This window comes from Pannonibacter sp. SL95, from assembly GCF_026672425.1.
Taxonomy (GTDB): Bacteria; Pseudomonadota; Alphaproteobacteria; order Rhizobiales; family Stappiaceae; genus Pannonibacter.
Genome location: NZ_JAPPRC010000003.1, coordinates 1,924,752 through 1,942,181 on the forward strand (window position 1 = coordinate 1,924,752; position 17,430 = coordinate 1,942,181).

Here is a 17,430-nt window from a genome sequence, read left to right on the forward strand (position 1 = left end):
TCCCTTGATTGAACCTGCCTGGCTGGCGCCGGGTCAGGAAGCCTCCCTGAGGAGACATGCGTCAGAGCCGCAGAAGCGGCCCGATTTCGTGAAGCCTGTGGTCCTGGCGAAGTCCGGTCGCTGCATCGAAGAGATGCAGTTCATGCTGCGGCAGATGCAGAGCCAGCAGTTCGCCGCGCTCGATATCGGCGCCGCCAGCGAGCCGGAGCTGCAGGGTCTGCGTCCCGACCGTGCAGTCGACCAGGGTGTCTGCCCCCAGAAACTCGATTGCCGAAACGGTACCGCTCAGGGTTGCTGGCCGGTCGGCGCTGGCGCGTTCGACAGCTTCCGGCCGGATGCCGAGCAGCAGTCCCGTCGCCATGCCGCCGGTCATGGCATCCAGGTCGAGAATGTTCATTGGCGGTGTGCCGATGAAGCGGGCGGCGAAGGGGCTGGCCGGCCGGGCATAAATCTCGCGCGGGCTGGCAACCTGTTCGATCCGGCCGCTGTTCATCAGCACAACCTGGTCGGCCATGGTGATGGCCTCGACCTGGTCATGGGTGACATAGACCATGGTGAAGCCGAGTTGCTGCTGCAGGGCGCGGATCTCGACGCGCATCTCGTGCCGGAGCTTGGCATCGAGGTTCGACAGCGGTTCGTCCATCAGGCAGATCGGTCGCTCGGCGATGATTGCGCGGCCAAGGGCCACCCGCTGCTGCTGTCCGCCGGAGAGTTCCGACGGCTTGCGGTGGATGAGGCCCGACAAGCCAAGGAGCGCGGCGACGCGCTTCAGCCGCGCGTCGCGCTCGGCGCGGGAAACGCGGCGTACCTTCAGCCCGAACGTGATGTTCTCCGCCACGCTCAGATGCGGGAACAGGGCGTAGGATTGAAACACCATGGAAATGTCGCGCTGAGCGGCCGGCAGTCGTGTGACGTCGCGGACGCCGAACAGCAACTGTCCCGACGCAATCGGCTCCAGCCCGGCGATCATGCGCAAGGTGGTGGACTTGCCGCAGCCCGATGGGCCGAGCAGGACGGTGAAGGACCCGGCAGGAACGTCGAGGTCGATATTGTCGACGGCCGTTGTAGCGCCCCAGGTCTTGGTGACACCGGCAAGACGGATCGACTGGCCGCCGGATGCGGCTGCGCGCGCCGCCGGAGCCGGGGAACTGGTTCCGGGTGCCGCAAGGGGCATCACATCTGGCATGCTGCCTCCGAAGTCGGGCAAAGCGTTACGGTCCTGCTCCCGTCGAGCAGGGCAAGCAGCGTGTCGGGTAGAGGGCGGTCGGAGACAATCGTGTGCGCCTGACGCAAATGCCCGCCCCGGACATGGGCGCTGCGGCCGATCTTGCTGTGATCAAGCACAAGGATGGGATGGCGGCAGTTCGCCATGATCGCCTGGCGGACGCCGGCTTCGTCTTCGCTGAAATCGAGGACAGTTCCATCATGCTCGATGCCCGCAACCCCGAGGATGCCGAAGTCGACCTTGTAGCTGGCGAAGAACTCTTCCGCCGCCGGGCCAAGCACGTCACGATCGCCCTGACGCAACCGTCCGCCAGCGACGGATACTTCGCAGCCAGCCATGTCGGTCGCGGCATAGGCGACGTTGAGGTTGTTGGTGAAGACACGCAGGCCGACATGGCCGCCCAGCGCATGCATGACGATCTCGGCGGTGGTTCCGATCGAGAACGCCAGTGAAGCGCCATCCGGGACAAGACCGGCCACGATGTTGGCAATTGCGCGTTTGGCCGGCAGGTTGAGAATGCGGCGGGCGCTGTAATGCGCATTGCCATTCACAACCGGCGGCTCGACGCCGCCATGGGTCCGGCGCAACAGGCCGAGCTTGCACAGGTGATTGATATCGCGGCGAACGGTCTGGGCTGTGACGGCGAACTGGCTCGCAAGACGTTCGACCGGCACGAAACCGTTCGCCCTGACGAGGTCCACGATTTCCGCCTGTCGGCCTGTCATCTGTTGTTGCCCAAACATCCGCCCGCCATCACCCGGATCTGATCGGTCCAGCCTTGTGCCTTGCGACTGCCCGGCGAGTGACACAGGGCTGCAGCAACGGGTGGTCAGGACCGCTTTGGACGGTGTAGGATTTTCATATGAATTCTATTTGACCTTCATATGAACTTTGGGTGACGCCGGAACGGCGATCGCCGGCACGTGATTTCATTGTGCCGGCAGCTGATGCAACGGAGCAGCAGCGTACAGAACGACGCTTTCAGACGGGGCCGCGGGACCGGACGGGCTTGAGGCCGGGAGCGGGCGGCAGCAGGTTGCGGATGTCGGCGAAAGGATAGGCAGGCTCGAAGCGCAGGGCTTCTGCATGGCCTTCCGGCTGGCCACACTGAGCCGAGCGGAAGCGGGACTGGAGGGCAGTGGAGACAACGAAGCGGTCTGGATCCTGCGTCACGTGACAACGGATCGCGGTGCTTTTTGCGTCCGCGAAGCGTGAGGTATCGACATAGTGCGTCGGCACGAATCCGGTGCCCATCATGGTGTCGCAGAAGGCCACAGGCATTGAAAAGCTTGCGGCTGCGCGGATAGCCGACGCCAGCGCGCGGTGGTCAGCGTGGTAGTCATTCTCCGCATGGGTGACCACAAGGTCCGGCGCAAGATCGATCAGGATCGAGCGCAGATGCGCCACCAGAACAGTGTTGCTGGACAGGCCGCCATCGCCATGTCCGGCAAGGGTCAGCGACGCACCAAGGACATCTGCACCGGCACGCGCCTCGTCGGCCCGACGGCGCGCCAGGTCTGCCGGGGGCAGTTGTCCGCCCTTGGCTCCGTCGGTCGCGATGATGATGTGCACGCGTGCCCCCATCTGGCGCCATGCGAGGATGGTGCCACCGAGATAGATCTCCGCGTCATCGGGATGGGCCATGACCACGGCCACATGGAACGGCGCGCTGGTGGTTGCGGGCTCGGACGTCATGGCTGTGGCTCGGCCGACTTGAGGAATTCAAGGACCATGGCGGCAGTCCAGGTGAAACGGCCACCACCGCAGGGTTCGCCAGTGTGTGGATCGTAGTATTCGGCAAAGCCGCCGGTGGTGATGAGGTCGATGGAGGCACTGCGGATCGCGTTGGCGGTCTCCCATTCGCCGGCGCGCGTCAGGCCATCGGCGATCATGTAGTTGACGATCAGCCAGGTCGGGCCGCGCCAATAGCGCTTGGCTGAAAACCGGGGATCGGCCGGATCATGGCTTGGAACAAGATACCGCGTGCTGGCGGCGAGCGCCTCGATCCGGGTCGCGATGGCCTTGGCCCGGGCTGGTGATATCGGGGCAAAGGCTGGCAACAGCCCGCCGACGGACGGGCTGTCGATCAGCGCCCCGGTGCGGCGGTCGCGGCACACGTACTGGCCATGTCCGGTGCTCCACAGGGCTTCGAGTGCGGCAAGACCGCGGGAGGCACGCTCCCGGTTCACGCGGGCGATCTCGGGCTCATCGAGCCAGTCGGCGAGCCAGGCAAGGTCGGCACAGGAGCGGATCAGGATGGCATTGAATCCGGGGTCGACCACCTGGAACGGCGAGGCGTCGTGCAGCTTCGTGTTGTCCCAGCCGAGCGACCGGAAGCGCTCGACGAGCCAGAGGTATCGGTCGTACTGCGCATTGGTCGGGCGATGTTCCGGGTCCGCATGCTGGGTATCGCGGCGTGTGTAGGGGGCGATGCCGTCCCGGGGCACCCGCTCGAAGGCGTCGTCCCAGTCGATCGAGTTGTCACGGCCTGATTCCCAGGGATGGATGATCGCCACCAGGCCTTCGCCCGCCGGATCGCGCATTTCGTAGAACCAGGCATGCCAGCGATCAACGGCGCCGAGCAGGGCGCGCGCGCGCCGTTTGGCAGCCTCGCCGTCGGTTGCGGTCTCCAACAGGCGGCGCAGGGCAAATCCGGCGACGGGCGGCTGGGTGATGCCGGAGGTCGGGGTTGGCCGCCCGGTGGCCCAGACATCAGGGCCGGGGAAATAGCCGTCGTCGTACACGTGGAAGACGATGTGCGGCACCATTCCGTCCGGCCACTGATGGGCAAACAGCGTCTCGATTTCGGTCCAGGCCCGATCTTCGTCGAGCTGGGCGAGCCCGAGGGCGGTGAGGCAGCTGTCCCAGTTCCACTGGAACGGATAGAGCCCCTTTGTCGGGACCGTGTAGGTGCCGCGGTCGTTCTCGCGCAGGATTTCGGCAGCGGCGGAGCGGATGTCATTCGGGGTCATGGGAGCCTCAGGCGGACAGGGCGCGTTGGGTGGTGCGATCGAACCAGCGGGCGCGACCGGGGAGCGGGGCAAGCGACAGACGGTCGCCGGGGGCAGCCCGGGTCTCGTTGTCGAGGATGGCACGGAAGGCGTGACCGGCAACGTCGCAGGTGACCAGGACATGGGGACCAAGCGGCTCGACGACGCGCACCTCGGCGGGCAGCCCCACGTCCGCCAGGCTCAGATCTTCCGGCCGTATGGCGAAGTCTGCCTCGTCCGCGTCGGTCGAAGGCCCGGACAGGGCAAGCCCGGCGACCTGCCAGTCGCCCGGTCCCACCCGCCGGGCGGGCAGGAAATTCATCGGCGGGTTGCCGATGAACGAGCCGACGAAGCGGGCGGCCGGGTCACGATACACCTCAATCGGGGATGCGGACTGGATGATGCGGCCCTGGTGCATCACGGAGATACGGTCGGCGAGGCTCATCGCCTCGACCTGGTCATGGGTGACATAGATGGTCGTGGTCTTGGAGGCGGCCAGAACACCCTTCAGCTCTGCACGCATCTCCAGCCGCAAGAGCGCATCAAGGTTGGACAACGGCTCGTCCATCAGGATGACGTCCGGTTCCATGGCCAGCGCCCGGGCCACTGCAACACGCTGGCGCTGGCCGCCGGACAGCTGTCCCGAGTAGTGTTTCAACAGTTGCTCGATATGCATCAGTTCGGCCGTGCGCGTGACGCGGCGGTCCACTTCGGCCTGGGGCAGCTTCTTCATTCGCAGGCCGAAGGCGATGTTCTCGTAGACCGTCAGATGCGGAAACACGGCGTAGTTCTGGAACACCATGGCGATGCCGCGCTCGCGCGGTGGCAGGTGATCGACGCGGCGGCCGCCAATCCAGATCTCGCCTTCGCTCGGTGTTTCGAGGCCGGCGATCATGCGCAGCAAGGTGGTCTTGCCACAGCCCGAGGCGCCGAGCAGCACCATGAACTCGCGGTCTGCGATGGCCAGATCGACCGAGTGCAGCGCGGTGAAGCTGCCAAAGGACTTGGCGACAGATTTGATCTCGATGACGGCCATCGATTTGTACCCTTTTCTGGGACCGGCGTTGCAGCCGGTAACATCTCACTCATTGGTTTCACGCGACCCGGGCCCCAAATGGCGTTCCGCTTTTGCCGGAATGGCTTCAGCGGTTGGCAATGCCCCACATGGCGAAGAGGTAGCGACGAACGGCGAAGATGAAGATGAGCGCCGGCAGCACCAGGACGAAGCCGCCTGCGAACTTCAGGGGCATCGGCGACACGTCGAGGGATTGCAGCAGGAAGGCGGTCAACGTCCGGTTCTGGATCGTCAGCACGGACGCGGCAAAGACCTCGTTCCAGGAGATGACGAAGGCAAAGATTGCTGACGCCGTGATCCCCGGCAGGACCAGCGGCAGGATCACCTTGCGAAACGCCTGCAGCCGGGTGCAGCCCAGCGTCCAGGCTGCCTCTTCCAGTTCGAGCGGGATGCCGGAGAACAGGGAATAGGTGATCAGGATCGCGAAGGGGAGTGCCAGCGACGTGTGCACGAGGGCGAGGCCAAGGATGCTGTCATCGAGGCCTGTGCGGATAAACAGCACCGCCAGCGGCAGCGCCAGCAGCGGCAGCGGGAACGCGCGCGTCATCAGCACCAGGAGGCGATAGGAGCTCTTGCCCGGGAACTCGAAGCGCGACAGGGCATAGCCCGCCGGCGCGCCAAGGCCGATCGACAGTACCATGGTGAGGGCGGCGACCAGAACCGAGTTCAGCAGGGCCCGGGTCACGCCGGCAAAGCCCAGGAAGAAGCCGAGGCTGCCGGTGTCGAACGAGGGGAAGAAGCTTTTGGGGAACCCGTTGACCTCGGCGGGCGAGGACAGCGAGTTGACCACGAGCAGGTAGATCGGCACCAGAACCCAGGCGCCCAGAAGGATCACCAGAGCCATGGTCAGTTGCCGGGCGCGGCGGCGATGGGCCGGTTCGCTTGTCATGTACGGGCCTCCTTGGGGACATGCAGGACGCGCAGGATGATCAGCGTGAAGGCAATCGAGATGCCGAGGATCACCATGGCGTAAGCAGCGGCCACATGCCTGTCCTGCAGATCAAACTGCCAGACATAGGTCTCACCCATCAGCACCGGCAGGTTGGTGCCACCGAGCGCCGAGACCACGGCAAAGACTTCCAGTGCGAGGATCGTGCGCAGGATCAGCGCGGTCTGCAGGCTGGGCCGCAGCAGAGGCAGGGTGACGCGGGTGAAGCGCTGCCACGGCGAGGCGCCAAAGACTTCGGCCGCTTCCTTGTACTCCTTCGGGATGAGGCCCATTCCGGCGACGAGGATCACCAGCATGATCGCCGTGGCGCGCCAGACCTCGGCGAGGACAACGGCGAGGAAGATCGTGGCCTTGTCCTGGTAGCCGAGCCAGATGCGCGGTCCATCCACAGCCCCGACGGCCTGCAGCATCGAGTTGAGGAACCCGGTCTGCTCGAAGATCGCGAGCCAGATGATGCCGGCTGCGAGGTCCGAAATGCCAAGCGGGATGGTGAAGACATAGAGCGCCATGTCACGGCCGCGCGTCATGCGGGTGACGAGCACGGCCATGGCCAGCGCCAGTCCGAGCTGGATCGGCACGACAACAGCGGCCAGCAGCAGCGTGTTGGTCAGGGCGGTGCCGAATTTCCAGTGGCTGGCCATGGTCTGGAAATGGGCAAGCGTCGGGGTCCCGTCCCGGTTGAAGGCCTCCCAGGCAACCAGCAGGAACGGATAGAGGAAGAATACCCCCAGGAACAGCACGGAGGGCAGCAACAGGAGATAGGGCAGGCGTGTCGAGCCCATGGTCAGGGTCCTTCACCGCAGGGGATTGTCAGCCGGACCGCATGGGTTTGCGGCCCGGCTGAAGACAGGGATGAAAGCCGGAGGACGCAGCCGACGTCGTCGATGTCTCAGTCGACCGGGCAGGCGCCTTCGGACGGCTTGTCCGGTGCCCAGCAGGGCGCCCCGGTTTCCTTCATGATCGCCCGAAGCGCCTCGGCCTGGCTGTCCAGCACGGTCCGGACGTCCTGGTTGGCGAGGACAATCCGCTCGAACGTGTCCACGTAGACCTGGTTGAACTTGCCACCGGCTTCGCCAAGCCCCATCGGCAGCAGGGCTGGTTTTGCGTCCGCCGCACCCGTCATGGCTGCGATGGCGGCACCGGAGGCCTTGACCGAGGCCGGCATGTCATCGGGAAGGGTCACGTCCACGACGGGGAAAAAGTTGGTGGCCCGGAGCGTTGCGATCTGTGTTTCCGGCTTCAGCATGTAGGCAACAAGGGCCTTGGCCTTTTCCATGTCCGGCGCTGTCGAGGGGATGGCAATGCCGGCAACCACGGGCATGAAGCCGCGGCCAGCGGGACCGGCGGGCGCCGGGAAGGCGACGAAGTCATCCGGCTTCTGATTAAATGCGTCGGCGAGCCGGGCCGTGTGGTCAAAGGCGATCCAGACTTCCTCGGTCAGGAGCTGTTCCTGCAGGAAGCCGTAGCCGGTCGATGCAGGGTTGGTGTAGCTCCACAGTTCCTTGAACTTGGTCCAGGCCTGTTCGGCTTCGGCCGAGCGGAACTTGGTCACGGTCGAGGCGGCGAAGGAGGGCAGGAGATAGCCCTGGAAAAAGCGGTGCTTCAGGCCCTTCGGCCCGGCGGGAAAGCCGAACTTCGGGCCTCCGGTCGCCTCGGCAACGGCCTTGCTCCAGGCGATCAGCTGATCGTAGGTCAGGGCATTCAGGTCAGCCCCCGCCGGCAGATAGGGCAGGGCCTTCTTGTTGGCGGCCATGATGTAGGTCGCCTGCATCCACGGCAGGTATTTCTGTTCGCCTGAACCGAGCTTGCCCAGCGTCATGAAGTTCGGGTTGACCGCCGTTCCTCCCAGATCGACGGCCCCAAGGTCAGCAAGGTTCGCGCTGATCGAGGTGAAGTCACCGTGCAGACCGCCAAGAACCGCAATGGTGCCGGAGCCGGCCTGGGTCTCGGCCTGGATGCGGGTCAGCCACGGTCCGCCGTCGCTGGCCTGATAGTCAACCGTCTCGCCGAAGCCGCCGAGCACGTTGTCGCGCATCTTCTGGGTTTCCTCGACCGGCTTGGCCTGGGTCGACCAGAACAGGAGATCTGCCTTTGCGGGGCTTGTTGCCAGCGTCAGTGCGGCTGTCAGCAAGAGATAGGTCTTCCACGTCCTCATGTTTTTCCTCCCGGTTCCATGAATTCGCAATGCCGTGTTCTTATTTTTGCGGCGCAGGGCCGTGACTGCCTCGCAGCACCAGGCTGGCGTTGCGCAGCAAGGTGGGCGGGGCTTTGGGGCGGACCTCGATGAGATCCAGAAGCGTGGCGGCCGCGATGCGGCCGATGTCCCGGTTGCCCGGTTCGAAGGTGGTTAGGCCCGGGACCGCGTAGGCGGCGGCCGGCACGTTGTCGAAGCCGATCAGCGACAGGTCGTCCGGGATCGACAGCCCGAGATGCGAGGCGGCCTGCACCACCGCCAGCGCCAGTTCATCGAACAGGCCGATCACCGCCGTCGGGCGGTCCGGTCCCGTCAGAAGCCCAGCAATGCCGCGGCGGTGCCCCTCCGCATCGAAGCGTGGCGCAGCGATGCTGGTCAGGCGCACGGATGGGTCCCCGGTTGCGGCCATTGCACGGGCAAGGCCCGCCTCGCGGTTGCGGGCGAAGGTCATCTGGTCAGTGATGGTGACCAGGCCAAAGTGGCGATGGCCGAGATCGTAGAGAAGCTGGAAGGCTTCGCCGAACGCGTCCTCACCTGCCACATCGATCCAGGCATGGGGTTGCAAGGGGGCGAGTGTCCGTCCGAGCGCGACGAAAGGCAGGTTGCGTTCCTGCAGGAAGCGGATGCGGGCGTCGTCCTCGGCGATGCGGGTGAGGATGATGCCATCGACCCGTCCGGACTGGACCAGGCGCTGCAGGACTTCCAGCTCGTCCTGGCCCTCGGGGGCTGTGGCAATCATCAGGTCCGTGCCCTTGGCGACAAGCGCCTCGGAGAGCCCGGTCACGGTCGCGCCCAGATAGGCGTCGACGAAGTCCGGGCCGCGCACCTTCAGGACAAGACCGACAAAGCCGCTGCGGCCCGACACCAGCATGCGACCGGCAACATTCGGAACGTAGCCCATCTCGCGCGCCTTCTGCTGCACGCGCTCGCGGGTCTTCTCGGAAATGTCCTCATAGCCAGCCAGAGACCGGGACACGGTCGCAATCGACAGGTCCAGCGCGGATGCGATCTCCTTCAAGGTGCTGCGCCGACGCACGTCCGATCCTCCCCAGGCCTGTGGACGTGTCGTCCTTGACCGGTTTTTCGAAATGCAAACGTTTCAGGTTTGCAAAGCAAGTTTCTAAAACGTTTTAAATTTTGATTTACCACTTGTCAAGTCAGTGGGGCGCGTCCGGGCGGAGCCGGGAGGACGGGTCGCGCTGGCTGTCTGGTCTGCGGATCATTGATGGAAAAAGGCCTGAACGCGGGCACGAGCCCTCAGGTCCGCATGGTCTCTTGCGGCAGTGGCAACCGTTGCCGGGTGTTGCGGTCTTCAGGGGCGCAGCAACCAGGGCAACACAGCTTGCATCCCGTGTTTGCCTGCTCCCATAACGTGTGGCATGGTCGCGGTGGTGTGGTGGACATCCGGGTGGGGACGTGTCGGCAAATTTCGGTCATCTGCAGCAGCTCAGCCCGGAGTTGCATCGCCTGGGTACCTTGGCGGAGCGGTTTTTCTCCGAGGACGCCAATACCTCGCTGATCAAGAGCCGGCAGTTCGGCGAGTACATGGTCAAGGAGATCGCCGCGCTGTCTGGCGTCCATGACGCGGCGGCGCGGGAGACGACCCATGACCTGCTGCGGCGGCTGAGCACGCAACAGCTCCTGCCGCGCGAAGTCACCGACATCTTCCACGCCGTCCGCAAGAGCGGCAACGAGGCGACGCACAGCCTTGCCGGGACGCCGGCGGAGGCGCTGGCGGCGCTGAAGTTCTGCCGCGCACTGGGCGTCTGGTACCGCCGCACCTATGGCCGGGATCCAAACTTCAAGCCGGGACCCTTCGTTCCGCCGCGATCCTCCGCCGATATCGATCAGGCGACGCAGGAGGAATTGGCAGCCTTGCGCGCAAAGGTGCGCGAGGCGGAGCTGGAACTGGCAGCCGCCCATGCCTCGACGGAAGACCTCGCAAAGGCCCGCGCCGCTGCCGAAGAGCTCGCTCGCCAGGCGTCAGCCAACAGTGCTGTCTGGGAGCAGGCCGCCGTCCAGATGGAGGCTAATCAGGCCGCACTCGCTCGCAAGCTTGCCGAACTGCAGAAGGCAGCGGAGGCCCAGCCTGAGCAGTTGCAGATCGAGTTCAAGCAGGCGGGTCTGAAAGCGGCGAGCAGCCTGGAGCTCGATGAGCGCCAGACCCGCCGGCTGATCGACGTGCAGCTTGTCGATGCCGGATGGGAAGCCGACAGCGACCGCCTGACCTATCAGAGGGGAGCCCGACCGGAGGAAGGCCGCAACCTGGCCATCGCCGAATGGCCCGCAGAAGGTGGCCGGGCGGATTATGCCCTCTTCGTCGGCCTCACCTGCGTTGGTGTCATCGAGGCCAAGCGCGAAAGCGTCGATGTGCCTTCCGCCCTCCAGCAGGCCGAGCGCTATGCCCGCACCATTGAGCTCAGCCCGGAAGAGGCGCATCCTGACGGCCCCTGGAAGCACGGTCTGGATGAGCCCTTCCGCGTGCCTTTCGTCTTTGGCACCAATGGACGGCCCTATGTGCGCCAGTGGCTGACGAAATCCGGCATCTGGTACCGTGATATCAGGCGCGAGACCAACCACGCCGTCCCGATGACGAGCTGGTTCTCGCCCAAGGACCTGATTGATAAACTCACCACCGATGCCGACACCGCCGCCCAGGGGCTGGCCGAAGAGAGTTTCGGCAAGGGACGAATGCGCCCTTATCAGGAAGAGGCGATTGCGGCGATCGAGAATGCCGTGGTTGCTGGGCAGCGCGACATTCTGGTTTCCATGGCGACTGGCACCGGCAAGACACGGACGGCAATCGCGCTGATGTATCGCTTGCTCAAACACAAGCGCTTCCGTCGCATCCTCTTCCTCGTTGACCGCAAGGCGCTCGGCCGGCAGACAAGCGACGCGCTCGAAACCACCGAGATCGAGGGCATGCTGAACTTCGCCCAGATCTACAAGGTTGCCGGGCTGGAGCAGAAACTGCCGGAGGACGAGGACCAGGTGCAGGTTGCGACCGTCCAGTCGCTGATCGCCCGCATCCTCAATGAGCCGGATCCGGCCAAGCGCCCGACACCCGGCACCTTCGATTGCATCATCGTGGATGAGGCCCATCGCGGCTATACGCTGGATGCGGAGCTGCGCGAAAGCGATATCGGCTTCCGCAACATCGATGACTACCAGTCGGCCTATCGCCAGATCCTTGATTACTTCGACGCCGTGAAGGTGGCGCTGACGGCGACCCCCGCGCTCCACACCCGTGAGATCTTCGGCCACCCGGTCTTCCATTACGGCTATCGCCAGGCCGTGGTCGAAGGTTACCTCAATGATCACCTGCCGCCGAAGCGCATCACCACAGCTCTGTCGGAAGCCGGCATCCATTTTGAGGGTGGCGAGGAGGTCGAGATCATCGACCGCAAGACAGGCCAGATCGATCTCTTCGAATTGCCGGATGAAGTCTCGCTTGATTACGACCTCGCCGACTTCAACCGACGCGTCTATTCGGAACCCTTCAACCGGGTCGTCTGCCGGGCGATTGCCACCGAGATCCCGCCGTCGAAACCCGGAAAGACGCTGATCTTCGCCGCGCGCGATGCCCATGCCGATGACATCGTGCGCCTGCTGATCGAGGCATTGCAGGACGAATACGGCGCTGACGCTGTGCCGCATGGCATGGTGACGAAGATCACTGGCACGGTCGACAAGGCCGACGACCTGATACTGAAGTTCAAGAACGACCCCTATCCGAAATATGTCGTCACCGTCGACCTGCTCACCACAGGCGTCGACGTGCCGTCGATCTGCAATCTCGTCTTCGTCCGCCGGGTCAAGAGCCGCATCCTCTATGACCAGATGATCGGTCGCGCCACGCGGCTTTGCCCGGATATCGGCAAGGAGCATTTCCGCATCTTCGATGCCGTCGATCTCTATGCCGAGCTGCAGGAGATGAGCGACATGCGCCCGGTCGTGGTCAAGCCGGATATCGCCCTCAGCCAGCTCGTCACGGATCTGCAAAATGCGGAAACGGACGAAGACAAGAGCTGGGTCGCAGCGCAGGTCATCGTGCGCATGCGAAGTCTCGTGAAGCGCATGGATGCCGAGAACCGGGAAAGTTTCGAACGCCACACGGGCGAGAGCCCCGACATGGCTCTGCAGCGTCTCTCCACCCGGCCCGGTGCCGAGTTGCAAGAGTGGCTGGCCGCCCATCCCCGCGCCGTCGAGCTGCTCGAGCGCCGCCCGCTCTTCACGGGCAAGAACGATGGCGTGGTCATCTCCACCCATGAGGATGAGCTGCTGCGCATCGAGGAGATTTTTGGCAAGAACACGACGCCGGAGGATTACATCACCGGCTTCGAACGCTTCGTCCGCGAGAACATGAACCAGGTCCCGGCGCTGATTGCCGTCACCCAGCGCCCGCGTGATCTGACCCGCAAGGAACTGTCTGAACTGGCAGGCCTGCTCGACGAGAAGAACTATTCCGAAGCCATGCTGCGCGCCGCTTACGGCCGCGCCCGCAACTCTGATATCGCCGCCCATATTATCGGCTTCGTCCGTCAGGCAGCTTTGGGCGATCCGCTCATCCCCTATGCCACCCGCGTTGACAACGCGCTCGTCAAGATTGAGGCCTCGCGGCCCTGGACGCAAAAGCAGAAGGAATGGCTGCGCCGCATCGGCCGCGCCCTGAAGGACAAGCCTGTGGCGGATCCGACCCTGCTCGACCAAGGCGCCTTTGCCGACAAGGGCGGCTTCAAGCGCATCGCGCAGGAGTTCGACGGCGAGCTGGACGAGGTGCTGCATGCCTTCAACGAGGCCATCTGGACGTCACCCGCCGCCTGAGCCCCGGGGGACAGGCGGGGGCAGGGGCCGTTGACCTCATCCCCCGGACCGGTACAAGCGCAGACATGATCCCGCATTGCCAGAGAATCACGCCATGAACGCCAATGCCATTGTCCAGAAACTCTGGCGCCTCTGCACGGTCCTGCGCAAGGACGGCATCACCTATCAGCAATATGTCACCGAGCTGACCTATCTGCTGTTTCTGAAGATGATGGCCGAGCGCAACCGCGAGACGGGCAGCCTGCCCAAGGGCATGCGCTGGGCAGATCTGGTCGCGGCAAACGGACTGGCGAAGCTCGAACATTACCGCAAGGTTCTCGTCACCCTCGGCGCCGCCAGCTCACGCCTGGGCGAAGACGATGGTCTTCTCTCGCCCCCCGGCGAAGGCGCCAGCCCGGAAGAGCGCAGGCGTTATGCCGATGCCCGACCCCTGCCGGAGATGGTGCAAAAGATCTTCGACAACGCCTCCACCTTCCTGCGCGAGCCGCAGAACCTGACGACGCTGGTCACTGCCATCGACGAGCTCGACTGGTTTTCCGAAGAACGCGACCAGTTCGGCGATCTCTATGAAGGCCTGCTGCAGAAGAACGCGGAAGAAACCAAGCGCGGCGCCGGTCAGTATTTTACCCCCCGCGTGCTGATCGAGCTTCTGGTCCGCCTGATGCAGCCAAAGCCCGGCGAAGTCATCCAGGATCCGGCCGCCGGCACCGGTGGCTTTCTGATTGCTGCCGATCGCTACATGAAGGCGCGCACCGACGACTATCTGGCGCTTGGCGAAAAGGAACAGGAGTTCCAGAAGCGCCGCGCCATCCACGGCATGGAAAACGTGCCGGGCACGCTGCGCCTGCTGCTGATGAACCTTTATCTGCACGATATCGACGGCGACCATGTCGATCTCGGCGATACGCTCTCCGACAAGGGCAAGGGTCTGGGCCGCGCCAATCTCATCCTCACCAATCCGCCCTTTGGCCCGGCCGGCGGCGCGCCAACCCGCGATGACCTCTCGGTCACCGCAAACGTCTCCTCCTACCAGCTTCCCTTTGTCGAACACTGCATCCGTGCACTTCAGCCCGGTGGCCGCGCGGCGATTGTTGTGCCGGATAATGTCCTGTTCGAAGACGGGCGCGGGCGCGAACTGCGCCGGATGATGATGGACTGGTGCGACCTGCACACCATCCTGCGCCTGCCGACCGGCATCTTCTACGCGCAGGGCGTCAAGACCAATGTCATCTTCCTGACGAGGGCCAAGACCGAGAGCGGCAATACCAAATCCGTCTGGATCTATGACCTGCGCGCCCAGATGCCGAAATTCGGCAAGACCACGCCGCTGACGGAAGCCCATTTCGAAGGCTTCGAACTGGCCTTTGGCAAGGACCCATACGGGAAGGAGCGCGGGCCGGACGAAGGCGAAGCCGGCCGCTGGCGGGAGTTTAAACGCGAGGCCATCGCCGCCCGTGGCGACAATCTCGATATCGCCTGGCTGCGCGAGGCAGAGGAAGAGGCGGAAGAAGGCCTCATCGAACCCGACGACATCGCCGCCGCCATTTTGGGCCATCTGCAGGCCGCGACGCTGGAGATCGAGGCGCTGATGGCGGAACTGGGCGACGAGCTACCGGAGACGGCGGAATGAGTGCGCTGCCGAGGGGGTGGGTTGGAGCGACGCTGGACGACTTCTGTGACTTCGAGAACGGAGATCGCGGGAAGAATTACTCCGGGCGAAGCACCTTTGTGGCAAGTGGCGTCCCGTTCATAAGCGCCGGGCATCTTAACAATGGCCACATCGATTGGGAGGAAATGAACTACATTCCCCAGACAAACTACGACCGCTTGGGGTCGGGGAAAGTCAAAAGCGGAGATTTTCTGTTTTGTCTTCGGGGTTCTCTCGGAAAACATGCGTTCGTTCCGAAAATCGATGCTGCTGCTATTGCCTCATCACTGGTGATCGTCAGGCCTAGCCAGCTTACCGACTGCAAGTTCGTCGACTACTATTTTCGAAGCCCGCTCGTTAAGTCCTCAATCGAAGTCTATTCAAACGGCGTAGCACAACCCAATCTCTCCTCCGCCAATCTTGGAAGATTTGGTTTTCCCCTCCCACCCTTGGCCGAGCAAAAGCGCATCGTGGCGAAGCTGGATGCGCTGAACGCGAATTCCGCCCGCGCCCGCACCGAATTCGCCCGCATCGAAACCCTCGTCTCCCGCTACAAACAGGCCGTGCTCAGCAAGGCGTTTGCAAATTCCAAAGGTAGGACGATAGTACTCGCCGAACTGATCTCGCCAGAAGCACCGATCAGATATGGTGTCCTTCAACCGGGCACGATTAGAGATGCAGGCGTTCCTCTCGTAAGAGTCTGTGATCTGATTGATAGCCGGGTGAGTTGGGCTCAACTGCGCAAGATTGAGCCTTCAATCGATAAGCAATTTGCAAATGCCCGGATTCAGAACGGAGATATTCTGCTTTCAGTAGTTGGAACAATTGGTCGCATCGCGCTTGTTGAAGGAATGACCGAGCCAACTAATATTGCCCGTGCAGTCGCACGAATCCGGCCAAATCAGAACATCGTGAGGCCAGAGTGGCTTGCGTTGCGTTTGCAGGCAAGTGACTGCCAAGAAAGCTTTTCAGGCGATGCACGTGAGGTTGCGAGGAAAACGCTGAATGTGTCGATGGTGCGCACAATTAAGCTAGCGCTCCCCACCCTCGAAGAACAACACGAAATCGTCCGCCGCATCGAATCCGCCTTCGCCAAGATCGACCGATTGGCGAAAGAGGCAAAGCGCGCGCTGGAGCTGGTGGGCCGGCTGGACGAGGCGATCCTGGCCAAAGCCTTCCGCGGCGAACTGGTCCCCCAGGACGAAAGCGACGAACCCGCCGAACACCTCCTCGCCCGCATCCGTGCCGAGCGCGACAAGGCACCGAAGGCACGGCGGGGGCGGCAGGCTAGATCGTGATAGCTAGAACCTCTGACGCGCTTCGGCTCTGCACACTGGAGGACGCGAGGGCGGCAATTGCCGCGGCGTGGCCTTGGATCGTGTCGGAATGCCGAAGTGTTCTGGCTGGCGAGCTACATTACCAAGCCGTGATTTATCACTGTTTTCGTCTGGCTGGTGTTCCCGCCGGACAACTCGGCATGAACGTCAAGCAGTGGGTCGACAATCCTGTTTCCCGGTTGTTCCAGGCCCTCGATCAACGCAAGGCGGAGGGCTTTCGAGGGGGCTTTGAGCCGATCCCCGATGTCGTGCTGTTCACTGACGCCATCCGGGGAGACTTGCGTCGCCGCAACTGCAGCCAGACATTGCGGCACATGCTCGCCGCCATCGAAGTGAAGGCCAGCGAACGGGCCCGATCCCGCCTTGGCCCCGGCGAAGTCAGGTCCGATATCGACAAGCTTGCTGCGCATAGAGCCGAGGTGAAAGCGAGATCCGGTGAAATGATTCCAGTCATGATGGTGATTGATACGGCTCCTTTGGTAGAGGAACGAATGACGCCTCACGCTATTGCAGCTTGCCGGGCAAGAGCCGTCGAGCTCGATGTCGACTGGTACTATGTCGCGGCAAACGTTGAGCATCACCCGGACATTTGACCGTTTCTTGGGAGCTGAGAATGACCAGCCCCGATTACGAGTCCCCCATGCGTCCGGTGCTGCGGCTGGCGGCGGTTGGAGAAACCCGTGTGGCGGATGTGGCCGAGCACATTGCGGATGATCTCTGCCTGAGCCAGGCGGAGCGGGAGGAGCTTTTGCCGAGCGGGCGGCTGCAGTTTCAATGATTTGATGCGGGGACGGCTTGGATCGCCGGGATGCCCGCCGCACACGCGCTAGGGCAACAGAACATTTGAGTGTGGGGACGTCCCCAAGGGGGAGTACCGTACGTCTGCCTGTGTTTGCTTGGAAGTTTTTGGCTGGGGAACCTGGATTCGAACCAGGACTAACGGAGTCAGAGTCCGTGGGTCTACCGTTAACCTATTCCCCAGTAGACGCTGCGGCTGCTGTCCGCGCCGCGATGTGAGGGGCTTATAGCTGCAGGTTCGGGCGGGATCAACAGGCTCTTGCAAAAAGTTTTGTCGCCTGTGGATGACTGCGTGATGACAGTGTTCGAAGGCGGCGTGAATGCAAGGGGATCCGGCGCCTTGGCGGCGGCGGGTAGGCCGACAGGTGTCCTTTGCGTGCGCGGGGGCAA

At 63.5% G+C, this 17,430-nt stretch carries 14 protein-coding genes and 1 tRNA gene; 5 read left to right on the forward strand and 10 right to left on the reverse strand.

Going from position 1 to position 17,430, the window contains the following annotated elements; all coding sequences use genetic code 11:
* Window positions 1–61: 61 nt before the first annotated feature.
* The 9 genes from OVA12_RS09735 to OVA12_RS09775 all read right to left on the reverse strand — a co-directional run bounded on the left by OVA12_RS09735 (window position 62) and on the right by OVA12_RS09775 (window position 9,469).
* The gene (locus OVA12_RS09735; protein WP_268136710.1) at window positions 62–1,186 is read right to left on the reverse strand and encodes an ABC transporter ATP-binding protein; all 1,125 of its coding nucleotides are present in this window, start codon (window positions 1,184–1,186) and stop codon (window positions 62–64) included.
* The gene (locus OVA12_RS09740; RefSeq protein ID WP_268136712.1) at window positions 1,174–1,950 is read right to left on the reverse strand and encodes a DeoR/GlpR family DNA-binding transcription regulator; all 777 of its coding nucleotides are present in this window, start codon (window positions 1,948–1,950) and stop codon (window positions 1,174–1,176) included. The genes OVA12_RS09735 and OVA12_RS09740 overlap by 13 nt, the downstream gene beginning before the upstream one ends.
* A gap of 256 nt (window positions 1,951–2,206) precedes the next feature.
* Window positions 2,207–2,920 carry a PIG-L deacetylase family protein gene (locus tag OVA12_RS09745; protein WP_268136714.1) on the reverse strand — a complete coding sequence of 238 codons (714 nt, stop codon included), beginning with the start codon at window positions 2,918–2,920 and terminating at the stop codon, window positions 2,207–2,209.
* Window positions 2,917–4,197 (reverse strand): amylo-alpha-1,6-glucosidase, encoded by a 1,281-nt coding sequence (locus OVA12_RS09750; RefSeq protein WP_268136716.1) that lies wholly within the window; start codon window positions 4,195–4,197, stop codon window positions 2,917–2,919. The genes OVA12_RS09745 and OVA12_RS09750 overlap by 4 nt, the downstream gene beginning before the upstream one ends.
* Before the next feature lie 7 nt (window positions 4,198–4,204).
* On the reverse strand, window positions 4,205–5,251 hold the full coding sequence (locus tag OVA12_RS09755; protein ID WP_268136718.1) for an ABC transporter ATP-binding protein: 1,047 nt from the start codon (window positions 5,249–5,251) through the stop codon (window positions 4,205–4,207).
* A 106-nt stretch (window positions 5,252–5,357) separates the two neighbouring features.
* On the reverse strand, window positions 5,358–6,179 hold the full coding sequence (locus tag OVA12_RS09760) for a carbohydrate ABC transporter permease (protein WP_442793831.1): 822 nt from the start codon (window positions 6,177–6,179) through the stop codon (window positions 5,358–5,360).
* Window positions 6,176–7,021 carry a carbohydrate ABC transporter permease gene (locus OVA12_RS09765; protein WP_268136720.1) on the reverse strand — a complete coding sequence of 282 codons (846 nt, stop codon included), beginning with the start codon at window positions 7,019–7,021 and terminating at the stop codon, window positions 6,176–6,178. Before OVA12_RS09765 ends, OVA12_RS09760 begins: the two co-directional genes overlap by 4 nt.
* 107 nt (window positions 7,022–7,128) lie before the next feature.
* A complete protein-coding gene (locus OVA12_RS09770) occupies window positions 7,129–8,394 on the reverse strand; it encodes an ABC transporter substrate-binding protein (protein ID WP_268136722.1) in 1,266 nt (421 codons plus the stop codon).
* 40 nt (window positions 8,395–8,434) lie between these two features.
* Window positions 8,435–9,469, reverse strand: a complete 1,035-nt coding sequence (locus OVA12_RS09775; protein WP_268136724.1) for a LacI family DNA-binding transcriptional regulator — start codon at window positions 9,467–9,469, stop codon at window positions 8,435–8,437.
* Window positions 9,470–9,849: 380 nt separating this feature from the next.
* On the opposite strand from OVA12_RS09775, the gene hsdR reads away from it, so the two are divergent.
* From hsdR to OVA12_RS09800, 5 genes are all read left to right on the forward strand, one after another.
* Complete coding sequence (gene hsdR / locus OVA12_RS09780) at window positions 9,850–13,257, forward strand: type I restriction-modification system endonuclease (protein ID WP_268136726.1); 3,408 nt, start codon at window positions 9,850–9,852, stop codon at window positions 13,255–13,257.
* Window positions 13,258–13,351: 94 nt separating this feature from the next.
* Complete coding sequence (locus OVA12_RS09785) at window positions 13,352–14,887, forward strand: class I SAM-dependent DNA methyltransferase (RefSeq protein ID WP_268136728.1); 1,536 nt, start codon at window positions 13,352–13,354, stop codon at window positions 14,885–14,887.
* A complete protein-coding gene (locus OVA12_RS09790; protein WP_268136730.1) occupies window positions 14,884–16,203 on the forward strand; it encodes a restriction endonuclease subunit S in 1,320 nt (439 codons plus the stop codon). The genes OVA12_RS09785 and OVA12_RS09790 overlap by 4 nt, the downstream gene beginning before the upstream one ends.
* A 179-nt stretch (window positions 16,204–16,382) precedes the next feature.
* A complete protein-coding gene (locus tag OVA12_RS09795; protein WP_268136732.1) occupies window positions 16,383–16,835 on the forward strand; it encodes a hypothetical protein in 453 nt (150 codons plus the stop codon).
* 20 nt (window positions 16,836–16,855) lie between these two features.
* Entirely contained in the window at window positions 16,856–17,020 is a 165-nt protein-coding gene (locus OVA12_RS09800; RefSeq protein WP_268136734.1) for a winged helix-turn-helix domain-containing protein, read from the forward strand.
* A 129-nt stretch (window positions 17,021–17,149) separates the two neighbouring features.
* Here the strand turns inward: OVA12_RS09800 and OVA12_RS09805 are convergent.
* Window positions 17,150–17,223, reverse strand: a tRNA-Gln gene (locus OVA12_RS09805).
* Window positions 17,224–17,430: the final 207 nt, after the last annotated feature.